Here is a 12,153-nt window from a genome sequence, read left to right on the forward strand (position 1 = left end):
GACGGCCGAAAAGGTTGCCGATCTTCTTTCGACTCATCGGACAGAGGGCGCCGCTACCCGTTCGCGTCACGCGGGGGCAGCTCACCGATGGGACAGACGGGCACCTCGTCCTCCTTGGGGCAGACCCACACCGCCACGCCCTCGACGACGGTCGCACTCAACGGATGCGAGTCCGGATGCGCCGGGCACGGGGGCCACACCGCCGACTCCCCCTCCGCCCACAGCGCTTCCACGGCCCAGTCCTGCACCCCGTCCGCGACCTCGGCAAGCCCCACCCCGTACACACCCTGACCGGAGCCGTCGGGGGCGTAGAGGATGAGCCCCGGGTAGTCGTCCTCGGGCTCACGGACATCGGGCCGCACGGAACACTGGGCCCGAAGGTCCCGCAGCACGGCATCCAGGGCGCGCCCGAACGCGTCGTCGGCCGTCACGACGTACGGTCCGCGCGGAAACGGGTGCGGAGCAACAACGTGCTGTCTCGGTGGGCGAGTTCGACGCAGTCACTACCGTCGCTGCCGCTGGAAAAGGTCGACTTCTGCCACTGGATCACGTGCTACAGCTCCTTCGCCGGACGGTGGACGGAGTCCCGGGAGCGGGAGGGGTCGAGGGACACCGCCTCTACCTTACGAAAGAGCGTTCGCATGGACAGGAGTTGTGCGGCCGCGTCCATGAATGCCGAACCCTGCGGGGTGTCGCGCTGAGCCGTGTCCGGCTCGGGGACCCTGCCGCCCGCATAGAGAAGCTCCGCACTGGCTCCCGCGAAGCCGTCCACGTCGAACGGGATCACTCGTACCGTGACACCGGGAGCCTCCGACCGCTCCAAGACCGCGTCGCGTTGGGCTCGGTCACGCGCCCGGTCGTACTCGGTCCCCAGACCGTTCCGGAGATCACGGACCAGTCGACCGGGGCCCGGCGGCCGGGGCCGGCGGTGCTCTCGGCCATCCTGCGCGTGCTGGAGAAGCACGCTGTCGAGATCTCCGAGGACGTCCGGGAACGCATCACCTCATGCACCGACCTCGACACCCTCACGCTCTGGTTCGACCGGTCCCTGACCGCCACCACGGCCGAGGAACTGTTCACCGAGGATCCTGAGGGCACCGCCGACCGGGCCTGAGCGCCGAATCCCGAGGCCTGGGCCCGATCTTCAGAAGCGCCCGCCGAAGTCCCCCAGGCCTCCGAATCCGCCGGGACCGCCCATCGGGGCACCCCCGTGCGGGCGGCGGAGGCCGTCGAGGAGGGCGTCGGCCAGGATCACCCCGCCGGCTCCGGCCGCGCCGGCGACCAGGGCCGTCTTCCACCAAGGGGCGCTGTACCAACCGCCCGGCATCTGCCGGCCACCCACGACCCCGCCGGGGTAGTAGTACGGCGTCCCGTCACCGGGGCGGGGCGAGGCCGCGTAGGTCCGGCCGTCGATCGTGACGCGGCCGTCCCGGGCGGTGACCGAGCCCGTGCCCAGGTCGGGGAGGGCGGGGCCGGGGTCGACGCCCAGCGACGTGCGGGCGGCGCGGATGTAGTGAAGGCCCTCCAAAGCCGTCTGCGAAGCCATCGCGTACTGCGCGCCGGAGCGAGCCGTGACCAACTGGCCCTGCGCGGCCCGGTGGCGTTCGGCCGCGTCGGTCAGGGCCTGCGCCGCCGCCGCGTTGCCCCGCGCGTCGAGCGTGGACAGGCTCCCACCGAGCCGCTCCACCCACCGGTGGGCCTCCGCCTCCGCGTCGAGGTCGGACACCGCGCCGTACGGCTGCGACAACCGTCGCTGGTAGGCGACCGCGGCCACCGCTCCGACGATCAGCAACACTGCGACCAGCACGACTCCCATGGCTTCCTCCGGCGCTTGCGGTGTTCCGGTACGGCGCGAGGTGACCTCACCCGGCTCTCCCCATCACACGCCCCGCCACTGTGCACCCCCGCCGAACCGCCTGTGCATGCACGGTGAACCTCACCGGACACCGGCGCCGTACGGCCCAAAGGGCCCGGAACCAGTGGAGTTCCGGGCCCGGGTCGAGCGAGCCGGTGGGTCAGCTCGCCGAGGGCGACGCCGACGTGCTCGGCTGCGTGTCCGTGCTGTCGTGCGTCTCGTCCGGGGCCACGCCCATCGTCAGGTGCGCGCGGACTCCCTTCGCGATGTTCTTCTTGTCGTACTTGAGGTACAGGAGGCCGCCCGTGTGGCCGTTCTGGGGGTAGATCGTGTCCTCGGTGAGCGTGGTGCGCGTGGTGGTGTTGGTGGAGTACGGGGAGACCTTCGCCGACGCCAGCACCGACTTCTCGTCGAAGAAGAACTGGCCCGTGTGGCAGGTGTGCCCGCCCTCGTAGCCCGCGTCGGTCCAGGTGCCGTCCACATGCACCTTCGTGTGGATGTGGACGGCGCGGCCCTGGTACCAGCCCGGGAAGATCGTCTTGAAGGTCACATAACCGCGCTTGTCCGTCTTCCAGGTGCCGCGGAGATAGCGCTCGTCGTCGGTCGGCTCGGAGTGGCCGCCACCCGTGCCGCCGGAGGGCCCGCCGGACGGGGGCTCACCCGTGGGCGTGCCCGAGGGGGCGTCGGTCGGGGCGCCGGAGGGCGGGGTGCCGCCGCCACCGCCACCGCCGCTGCCCATCGCCTCGTAGCCGGAGTAGACACCCAGAGCGGTGCAGTGCCAGATGTCGACCGCCGCGTTCTTCACGGGCTTACAGGTGTCAGCGTCGATCACTTTGAGTTCGAGGGTCATCGGAATGCCCTCCTTGCCCTCGGTGATGTTCTGACGGATCTTGTCCGCGTCGATGTAGTAAGGGCCCTCGGTGGTCTCCGAGGTGAGGGTGTAGCACGTCTCCGACGCCGTGGCGGAAGAGGTGGCGGAGGCAGAGGCGTCCGTCGTCTCGCCCGCGAACGCGTTCACGGCGAGTCCGCCGCCCACGCCCACGGCCGCGACAGCCGCGCCACCTGCGACAACGACTTTACGTCGCGTCATGTCCCGCTTGTGCGCCGGTGCTTGTTTCTCAGTCATGTGCACGGACGCTAGGGACCCCGCCTGTCAGCAACATGGGTGCGGACTGTGGTTTTGCGTGGACACGCAAAAGTGGCCCGGAACCGGCGGCGGTTCCGAGCCACTGAGGCAGGGAGGGGTACCTGGAAATGCCCCTGCGAGGACTACTTCGGCTGCGGCTTGCGCACCGAGAGGTGCAGCTCCCGCAGACGGGTCTCGTCCAGCTCCGTCGGCGCGCCCATCATCAGGTCCTGCGCGTTGCCGTTGAGCGGGAACGCGATCGTCTCGCGGATGTTCGGCTCGTCCGCGAGGAGCATGACGATGCGGTCGACGCCCGGGGCGATCCCGCCGTGCGGCGGGGCGCCGAAGCGGAAGGCGCGCAGCATACCGGCGAACTGCTCCTCGACGGTGTCACGGTCGTAGCCCGCGATCTCGAAGGCCTTGAGCATGATCTCGGGCTCGTGGTTGCGGATCGCGCCGGAGGACAGCTCGACGCCGTTGCAGACGATGTCGTACTGCCAGCCCAGGATGTCCAGCGGGTCCTGGGACTCCAGAGCCTCCAGGCCGCCCTGGGGCATCGAGAACGGGTTGTGCGAGAAGTCGATCTTCCCGGTTTCCTCGTCCTTCTCGTACATCGGGAAGTCGACGATCCAGCAGAACCGGAAGACGTTCTCCTCGAAGTTGCCCGAGCGCTTCGCGGCCTCGACCCGCACCGCGCCCATGATCTTCGAGACCTCGTCGAACTCGCCCGCTCCGAAGAACACCGCATGGCCGGGGGCCAGGGAGAGGCGCTTGGTCAGCTCGGCGACGTTGTCCTCGGTGAGGAACTTGGCGATCGGGCCCGTCAGCGAGCCGTCCTCACCCACCCGGACCCAGGCCAGGCCCTTCGCGCCCTGCTCGACCGCGTAGTCACCGAGGCCGTCGAAGAACTTCCGGGTCTGACCGGCGACGTCCGGCACCGGCAGGGCGCGTACGTGCTTGCCGGCGAAGGCCTTGAACTCCGAGCCCTCGAAGATGTCGGTGATGTCGACCAGTTCCAGCTGGGCGCGCAGGTCCGGCTTGTCGGAGCCGTACTTCAGCATCGCCTCGCGGAACGGGATGCGCGGGAAGGGGGAGGTGACATGACGGCCACCGCCGAACTCCTCGAACAGCTCCGTCATCAGCTTCTCGATGGGCTGGAAGACGTCCTCCTGCTCGACGAAGGACATCTCCACGTCGAGCTGGTAGAACTCGCCCGGCGAGCGGTCGGCGCGCGCGTCCTCGTCGCGGAAGCAGGGCGCGATCTGGAAGTAGCGGTCGAAGCCGGAGATCATCAGCAGCTGCTTGAACTGCTGCGGCGCCTGCGGCAGGGCGTAGAACTTGCCCGGGTTCAGACGGGAGGGGACCACGAAGTCGCGCGCGCCCTCGGGGGAGGTGGCGCTGAGGATCGGGGTCGCCATCTCGTTGAAGCCCAGCGCCGTCATCTTGTGACGGATCGCGGAGATCACGGCCGTACGCAGCAGGATGTTGCGGTGCATGCGCTCGCGACGCAGGTCGAGGAAGCGGTACTCCAGACGCCGCTCCTCGTTGACGCCGTCCTCGGCGTTGATCGTGAACGGCAGCGGGGCGGCGGCGCCGAGCAGCTCGACCTCGCTCACCTCGACCTCGATCTCGCCGGTGGGCAGGTCCGGGTTGACGTTCTCCGCGCCACGCGAGACGACCTTGCCGTCGACGCGGACCGTCGACTCCTTGGAGACCTTGTCGAGGGCCTCGTAGGCGGGCGTGCCGGGGCGGGCGACGAGCTGCGTGATGCCGTAGTGATCGCGCAGATCGATGAAGAGGATGCCGCCCAGGTCTCGGCGATTGTGCAGCCAGCCGCTCAGCCGGACGTCGCTGCCGACGTCAGAGGCGCGGAGCTCGCCGCAGGTGTGGGACCTGTACCGATGCATCGTCGTTCATCCAGTCTTCGCAGATCGGGGTCTGTTTCACATGAGCTTGGGTCTGTTTCACGTGAAACTTCCGGGCCGACGCCCGGATCCCCCAAGGGTACCGGCCACCCAAAGATCGCCGCCCCGAATACTCTCGGTGGCACCTTCCGATCACCTCTTCATAGAGTGGGTCAATGCGCACTGGTGAGCCCCTGCCCGCCGTGGGGGACGTACTGGCCGCCCTTGCGACCGGCGTGTGGCGCTGGGACAACGCACACGGGCAGGTCACCATCGACGCCGAGGCCGCCCGGCTCCTCGGGCTGCCCGCGGAACGGACGACGGTCACCGAGGTAGCCATGCGCTCCCGATTCCACCCGGCCGACTGGAACGAGGTCGTCAGCGTCGTACAGCTCGCCGTCGCCGAGGACACACTCGCCGAGGTCCGGCTGCGGATCATGGACGAGCACGGACGCGTGATCCGTACCGTGCGCAGCCGCTCCAGGCCGAGCGTCGACCCCGAGACCGGGGAGTTCGTGCTGTTCGGCACCCTCCAGGAGGTCACCGAGACCTCGGGGGCCACCGCCGCGCGCACCCCGCTCACCGGTGACTGGCGCCGCTCGCGCGAGGCGTTCCTGCTGGACGCGGGGCGGGCGCTGGCCGAGGCGCGGTCCACGGCCGAGGTACTGCGGGTCGCGGCGGGCCTGTCGATGCCGGGGTTCACACCGGACGGGCTGGCCGTCTTCGGCGTGGACGGGGACCGGCTCACCGTCGTCGGCCACCACGGGCAGAAGCCGGGAGACGAGGGCCCCTTCACCCATATGTCCCTGGCCACCGACTACCCGGCCGCGGAGGTGGTCCGCACGGGCCGCGCCGTCTATCTCTCCTCCCCCAAGGACTACAAGGAGCGCTATCCGGTCTCCTGGCCGCTCGCCGAACACTTCGGGCGGGAGTCCTGGGCCTTTCTGCCGCTGACCGTCGCCGGGCGCACGATGGGCGCGTGGATGGCGGCCTTCACCTACCCGGTCAGCTTCACGCCCGACGAACGTTCCGTGCTGACGACCGTGGCCCGGATGCTCGCACAGGCCCTCTCCCGCGCCGTGGCCGCCGAGACGGAGCGGGAGCTCACCGACGGCCTGCAGCGCTCGATGATGCCCACCCTCGGCCCGCAGATGCCGGGCATGGGAGTCGCCGCACGCTACGTCCCCACCGGCGGCGGCCTCCAGGTCGGCGGCGACTGGTACGACGTGATCCCGCTGCCGAGCGGCCGCTTCGCCCTGGTCATCGGGGACGTCCAGGGCCACGACGTGCGCGCCGCCGGGCTGATGGGCCAGCTCCGTATCGCCCTGCGCGCGTACGCCTCCGAGGGCCACCGGCCCGACGCGGTCCTCTCCCGGGCCTCACGGTTTCTGTGCGGGATCACGGACTCGGTGACGTACGGCTCCACCGGCGAGAGCGGCGGCAACACCTCGGACCCGCGCTTCGCGACCTGCCTGTACGTCGAGGTGGACCCGGCGACCGGCATCCTGGACTTCGCCCGTGCGGGGCACCCGGACCCCGCGATACGCATGGCGGACGGGACGGTGCTGATACGGCCCACGGCGGGCGGACTGCCGCTCGGCATCGACCCGGACGCCGACTACCCCACGACCCGGCTCGCCCTGGAGCCCGGCGAGACCATGCTGCTGTGCACCGACGGGCTGATCGAGACCGGCGGCCACGACCTCGACACCGGATGGCGCCGTATCCGCCACATCCTGGAATCCCACGACGGCGGCATGGAGGAGCTCGCCGACGCGCTGGTCCAGGGCGTGCACGGGCCCTCCTCGCACCACACCCCGGGCCCGCTGGCCGACCGGCGCGAGGACGACATAGCCGTGCTGCTGCTGAGCCGGCAGGGCAAGGAGGACGGCGACACGGTCGCGGCCCCGCGCTCACCCTCGGTGCGACGCACCGCGCTGACCGTGGCGCAGGCCGAGCCCGAGCGGATCTCGGGGGCCCGCCAGCAGCTGCGCGAGATGCTGCACGACTGGGCCTCCGACGACCAGCGCGACTCGGCGGTCCTCCTCGTCTCCGAGATGCTCACCAACGTCCTCGTCCACACCGACACCGACGCGCTGCTCGTCGCCGAGGTGACCGGCGGTGCGGACGACCGCCGGATGCGGGTCGAGGTCACCGACGCCAGCGACGACCTGCCGCACCGCCGACATCCGGGCGAACTGGCCTCCTCCGGACGCGGGCTGATGCTCGTGGAATTCCTCGCCGATGCCTGGGGCGTCGACCCACGGGGCGAGGGCAAGAGCATCTGGTTCGAGTTCTACGAGGTGTCTGGCGGGGACGAGGTGTCTGGTGGGGACGGGGAGGCCGGTGGAGACGGGGAGGCCGGTGGGGCCGGCTCGTAGTGGGTCCGTAGCTCCGCGAGGACCCCGAATCCGGCGGCCGTCAACGGTACGGCGAGCAGCATGCCCAGGATGCCCGCGACGGACGCACCCGCCGTGATCGCCAGCATCACCACCGCCGGATGCATCTGCACGGTCCGGCTCTGGATCATCGGCTGCAGCACATGCCCTTCGAGGACCTGCACGGCGAGCACGACCCCGAGCGCCCACAGCGCGATCACGAACCCCCGGTCGGCGAGCGCGACCAGCACGGCCACCGCGCCGGAGAGGAACGCGCCGAGATAGGGGATGAACGCCCCCACGAAGACCAGCGCACCGAGCCCGACCGCGCCCGGGACGCGCAGGATCAGCAGGCCGATCGTGATGCACAGGGCGTCGATCAGGGCGATCACCGTGGTCCCGCGCATGAAGCCCTGGACGGCGTCGAAGGCGCGGCGGCTCATGGCCTCCACCGTGTCCGCGGTGCCGCGTGGCGCCAGCGAGCGCACCAGCCCGGCGGTGCGGTGGGAGTCGCGGAGGAAGAAGAAGACGAGCAGCAGGGCCAGTACGGCCATGGCGATGGACTCGCCCACCACGCTCACGCCGCTGATGACGTTGGACGCGGCCGTCCCGCCGAACTTGGTCAGCAGGTCCTTGGCGTTGGCGGCAAGGTCGTCGAGCGAGGTGCCCGCCGCACCGAAGTGCTGGGCGACGGAGCGCGCGGCCAGCCTGAGGGAGGCGATGATCTGGTCCCCGGTGTCGATGAGCGCGGCGACCACGATGTAGACGGCGCCGCCGACGACCACGACCACCGCGACACAGGTGAGCCCCGCGGCCAGCGACCGGTTGACCCCGACGTGCACCAGCCGCCGGTACATCGGCCCGAGCAGCGCGGTGCCGAGGAGCGCGAGCAGCACGGGCACGATCGCCGTACGGAACTCCCCGCACAGCCGGATCCCGACCCACGCCACACCGGCGACGAGCAGGATCACGGCGCACCAGGCGGCCAGCCGCCGGGCGCCCTCGGGGAGTAGCTGCACGCCTCCACCCGACCACGCGAGGGCCGGGCCGTCCCGCCGGAACGGCCCGGCCGGGTGACACGGCCGGGTGACACGGCGTCAGCGCGAGAGGCCCGCCCGACCACGAAAGGCCCCGTCCGGGGTGGGGACGGGGCCTTTCGTGGTCGGGCGGAGGAAGGCCGGAAGGGGCCGGGAAGGGATTACATCCCGCCCTCGGACATTCCGTGCACCGCCGGAACGGTGCCCAGACGGCCCTTCTGGAAGTCCTCGAAGGCCTGCTGCAGCTCCTCGCGGGTGTTCATCACGAAGGGGCCGTAGTGGGCCATGGGCTCGCGGATCGGCTGTCCGCCGAGCAGGACGACCTCGAGGTCCGGCGTGTTCGCGTCCTGCTTCTCGTCCGCGCGGACGGTCAGCGAGCCGCCCGCGCCGAAGACGGCGGTCTGGCCGGTGTGGACCGGCCGACGGCCCGTACCGACGCTGCCGCGTCCGGCGAGGACGTACGCGAGACCGTTGAAGTCCTCGCGCCACGGGAGGGTCATCTCGGCGCCGGGCGCCAGGGTCGCGTGGACCATGGTGATCGGCGTGTGCGTGATGCCGGGACCCTGGTGGCCGTCGAGCTCACCCGCGATGACGCGCAGCAGCGCGCCGCCGTCGGGGGTGCTCAGCAGCTGGACCGAGCCGCCGCGGATGTCCTGGTACCGGGGGGCCATCATCTTGTCCTTGGCCGGGAGGTTCACCCACAGCTGGAGGCCGTGGAAGAGGCCGCCGGACATGACGAGAGACTCCGGCGGGGCCTCGATGTGCAGGAGGCCGGCGCCCGCCGTCATCCACTGGGTGTCGCCGTTGGTGATGGTGCCGCCACCACCGTTGGAGTCCTGGTGGTCGAAGATGCCGTCGATGATGTACGTCACGGTCTCGAAGCCGCGGTGGGGGTGCCAGGGGGTGCCCTTCGGCTCGCCCGGCGCGTACTCCACCTCGCCCATCTGGTCCATCATGATGAACGGGTCGAGGTGGCGGTAGTTGATTCCGGCGAACGCACGGCGAACCGGGAAACCCTCGCCCTCGAATCCGCTGGGCGCGGTCGTCACGGTGAGCACGGGACGGTCCACGGCGTCGGCCGGCGCGACCACACGGGGCAGGGTCAGCGGGTTCTCGACGGTCACTGCAGGCATGTCGGTACCTCCTTGTGCTTCGAGTTTAGTTGATTGTTGAACTTTCTGCCACCCACAACGACGGACGCCCGGAGGGCATTCCCTCCGGGCGTCCGGACTGTCGTAGGGGAGTGGGCGCTACCCGTACATACGGCGCATGGCGAAGTCCACCATCTGCTCCACAGCCTTCGCGTCGAAGACCATACGGTGCTCCCCCTCCATGTCGAGGACAAAGCCGTAGCCGGTGGGGAGCAGGTCGATCACCTCGGCGCCGGTGATCACGAAGTACTTGGACTCCTTGCCGGCGTACCGGCGCAGCTCCTTGAGCGAGGTGAACATCGGGATGACCGGCTGCTGGGTGTTGTGCAGCGCCAGGAATCCGGGGTTGTCGCCACGTGGGCAGTAGACCTTCGACGTCGCGAAGACCTGCTGGAAGTCCTCCGCGGACATCGATCCCGTGGTGAACGCACGCACCGCGTCCGCCAGCGAGGGCGGGGACGGCTCGGGGTAGAGCGGCGGCTGCTGGCCGTAACCGCCGGGCATCTGCTGCTGCGGCGGGGCGTACTGCTGCTGGGCGCCCGCGTTCTGGTCGTAGCCGTACATGGGTCAAAGAGTAGTCGGCCACATATGGGCCATCAGGGGTTGATTCTTATTACCGACGGGTAGCATCATCGTAGCTACTTGCCAGTACGTGTAACGAGGCTGCGAGTACCTCCACCTCCCCGATCCCTTACGGAGCCGTCGCCATGGGGCACTACAAGTCGAATCTCCGCGACATCGAGTTCAACCTCTTCGAGGTGCTCGGGCGCGACAAGCTGTACGGCACCGGACCGTTCGCGGAGATGGACGTCGACACCGCCAAGAGCGTCCTCGACGAGCTGGCCCGTCTCTCGGAGAACGAGCTGGCGGACTCCTTCGCGGACGCCGACCGCAACCCGCCGGTCTTCGACCCGGAGACCAACACGGCTCCCGTACCGGCATCCTTCAAGAAGTCGTACAAGGCCTTCATGGACTCCGAGTACTGGCGTCTTGGCCTGCCCGAGGAGCTCGGCGGCACCACCTCGCCCCGCTCCCTGATCTGGGCGTACGCGGAGCTGGTGCTCGGCGCCAACCCGGCGGTCTGGATGTACTCCTCCGGCCCCGCCTTCGCGGGCATCCTCTTCGAGGAGGGCACCGAGGTCCAGAAGCACATCGCGAAGATCGCCGTCGACAAGCAGTGGGGCTCCACCATGGTGCTCACCGAGCCGGACGCCGGCTCGGACGTGGGCGCGGGCCGCACCAAGGCGGTCCAGCAGGAGGACGGCTCCTGGCACATCGAGGGCGTGAAGCGCTTCATCACGTCCGGTGAGCACGACATGTCGGAGAACATCCTCCACTACGTGCTCGCCCGTCCCGAGGGCGCCGGCCCCGGCACCAAGGGCCTGTCCCTCTTCCTCGTCCCGAAGTACGAGTTCGACTTCGAGACCGGCGAGCTGGGCGAGCGCAACGGCGCGTACGCGACGAACGTCGAGCACAAGATGGGCCTCAAGGCGTCCAACACCTGCGAGATGACCTTCGGCGACCGCCACCCCGCCAAGGGCTGGCTGATCGGCGACAAGCACGACGGCATCCGCCAGATGTTCCGGATCATCGAGTTCGCCCGCATGATGGTCGGCACGAAGGCGATCTCGACCCTGTCGACGGGTTACCTGAACGCCCTTGAGTACGCCAAGGAGCGCGTCCAGGGTCCCGACCTCGCGAACTTCATGGACAAGACCGCGCCCAAGGTCACCATCACGCACCACCCCGACGTGCGCCGCTCGCTGATGACCCAGAAGGCCTACGCCGAGGGCATGCGCGCCCTGGTGCTGCACACCGCCGCGATCCAGGACGAGATCCAGGTCAAGGAGGCCGCCGGCGAGGACGCCGCCGCCCTGGAGGCCCTCAACGACCTGCTCCTGCCGATCGTGAAGGGCTACGGCTCCGAGAAGGGCTACGAGCAGCTCGCCCAGTCGCTGCAGACCTTCGGCGGCTCCGGCTTCCTGCAGGAGTACCCGATCGAGCAGTACATCCGCGACGCCAAGATCGACACCTTGTACGAGGGCACCACCGCGATCCAGGGCCAGGACTTCTTCTTCCGGAAGATCGTCCGCAACCAGGGCGCGGCGCTGAACTCCCTCGCCGAGGACATCAAGAAGTTCCTGGCGCTCGGCACGGGCGGCGAGGACCTGTCCGCGGCCCGCGAGCAGCTCGCCAAGGCGGCCGTCGAGCTGGAGGCCATCGTCGGCCTCATGCTCACGGACCTGGCGGCCACCGAGCAGGACGTCAAGAACATCTACAAGGTCGGCCTCAACACCACCCGCCTGCTGCTGGCCTCCGGCGACGTGGTCGTCGGCTACCTGCTGCTGCGCGGTGCCGCCGTGGCCACCGAGAAGCTGGAGACGGCCTCGGCGAAGGACAGGCCCTTCTACACCGGCAAGATCGCCGCGGCGAAGTTCTTCGCCGCCAACGTCCTGCCCGGCGTCACCGGCGCCCGCAAGCTCGCCGAGGGCGTGGACCTGGACCTGATGGAGCTGGACGAGGCGGCGTTCTGATCCTCGTGACCTGAGGGCATCGCCGTCGGCGGCCCGTTCCCGGAGCGAATCTCCGGGGGCGGGCCGCCGCCGTACGCGGCCACAAGGGGCTCGCGGCAGCCCGCTCCTCGCCCGGGGAGCGAACCGGAACCTACCCCTCCAGTCAGGTGTCCGTCCTTCACATCCCCC

11 protein-coding genes and 1 pseudogene are annotated in these 12,153 nt (G+C 69.8%); 3 read left to right on the top strand and 9 right to left on the bottom strand.

The genetic code is table 11. From position 1 onward, the window contains the following. Nucleotides 1–53: 53 nt before the first annotated feature. The 3 genes and pseudogenes from ACZ7M2_RS31895 to ACZ7M2_RS31905 all read right to left on the bottom strand — a co-directional run. Entirely contained in the window at nucleotides 54–431 is a 378-nt protein-coding gene (locus tag ACZ7M2_RS31895) for a hypothetical protein (RefSeq protein WP_471598267.1), read from the bottom strand. Continuing rightward, nucleotides 428–550, bottom strand: coding sequence for a DUF397 domain-containing protein (locus ACZ7M2_RS31900; RefSeq protein WP_471598268.1), 123 nt, complete (start codon nucleotides 548–550; stop codon nucleotides 428–430). Before ACZ7M2_RS31900 ends, ACZ7M2_RS31895 begins: the two co-directional genes overlap by 4 nt. Before the next feature lie 3 nt (nucleotides 551–553). Further along, nucleotides 554–859 (bottom strand): annotated as a pseudogene (locus ACZ7M2_RS31905) (Scr1 family TA system antitoxin-like transcriptional regulator); the annotation flags it as partial. Here ACZ7M2_RS31905 and ACZ7M2_RS31910 point away from each other — a divergent pair. Then, on the top strand, nucleotides 836–1,114 hold the full coding sequence (locus ACZ7M2_RS31910; protein ID WP_471598269.1) for a hypothetical protein: 279 nt from the start codon (nucleotides 836–838) through the stop codon (nucleotides 1,112–1,114). The pseudogene ACZ7M2_RS31905 and the gene ACZ7M2_RS31910 sit on opposite strands and share 24 nt — an antisense overlap. Before the next feature lie 30 nt (nucleotides 1,115–1,144). Here the strand turns inward: ACZ7M2_RS31910 and ACZ7M2_RS31915 are convergent, their stop codons facing one another. From ACZ7M2_RS31915 to aspS, 3 genes are all read right to left on the bottom strand, one after another. Continuing rightward, entirely contained in the window at nucleotides 1,145–1,816 is a 672-nt protein-coding gene (locus ACZ7M2_RS31915; RefSeq protein ID WP_471598270.1) for a hypothetical protein, read from the bottom strand. Nucleotides 1,817–2,015: 199 nt separating this feature from the next. Next, nucleotides 2,016–2,981, bottom strand: a complete 966-nt coding sequence (locus ACZ7M2_RS31920) for an intradiol ring-cleavage dioxygenase (RefSeq protein WP_471598271.1) — start codon at nucleotides 2,979–2,981, stop codon at nucleotides 2,016–2,018. Nucleotides 2,982–3,124: 143 nt separating this feature from the next. Next, nucleotides 3,125–4,888 carry an aspartate--tRNA ligase gene (gene aspS, locus ACZ7M2_RS31925; RefSeq protein WP_352049464.1) on the bottom strand — a complete coding sequence of 588 codons (1,764 nt, stop codon included), beginning with the start codon at nucleotides 4,886–4,888 and terminating at the stop codon, nucleotides 3,125–3,127. A 173-nt stretch (nucleotides 4,889–5,061) separates the two neighbouring features. On the opposite strand from aspS, the gene ACZ7M2_RS31930 reads away from it, so the two are divergent. After that, nucleotides 5,062–7,266, top strand: coding sequence for a SpoIIE family protein phosphatase (locus ACZ7M2_RS31930; protein WP_471598272.1), 2,205 nt, complete (start codon nucleotides 5,062–5,064; stop codon nucleotides 7,264–7,266). On the opposite strand, the gene ACZ7M2_RS31935 is transcribed toward ACZ7M2_RS31930, so the two are convergent. The 3 genes from ACZ7M2_RS31935 to ACZ7M2_RS31945 form a co-directional block, all read right to left on the bottom strand. Beyond that, nucleotides 7,182–8,282: an AI-2E family transporter gene (locus ACZ7M2_RS31935; protein WP_471598273.1), complete on the bottom strand. Its 1,101-nt coding sequence runs from the start codon at nucleotides 8,280–8,282 to the stop codon at nucleotides 7,182–7,184. The genes ACZ7M2_RS31930 and ACZ7M2_RS31935 overlap by 85 nt on opposite strands. 179 nt (nucleotides 8,283–8,461) lie before the next feature. Further along, nucleotides 8,462–9,433 (bottom strand): pirin family protein, encoded by a 972-nt coding sequence (locus ACZ7M2_RS31940; protein ID WP_403691386.1) that lies wholly within the window; start codon nucleotides 9,431–9,433, stop codon nucleotides 8,462–8,464. 117 nt (nucleotides 9,434–9,550) lie between these two features. Then, nucleotides 9,551–10,015: an SseB family protein gene (locus tag ACZ7M2_RS31945; protein WP_054234175.1), complete on the bottom strand. Its 465-nt coding sequence runs from the start codon at nucleotides 10,013–10,015 to the stop codon at nucleotides 9,551–9,553. Nucleotides 10,016–10,158: 143 nt separating this feature from the next. On the opposite strand from ACZ7M2_RS31945, the gene ACZ7M2_RS31950 reads away from it, so the two are divergent. Then, nucleotides 10,159–11,985, top strand: coding sequence for an acyl-CoA dehydrogenase (locus ACZ7M2_RS31950; RefSeq protein ID WP_471598274.1), 1,827 nt, complete (start codon nucleotides 10,159–10,161; stop codon nucleotides 11,983–11,985). Nucleotides 11,986–12,153 lie beyond the last annotated feature (168 nt).

This window comes from Streptomyces sp. NPDC111507 (assembly GCF_055638955.1).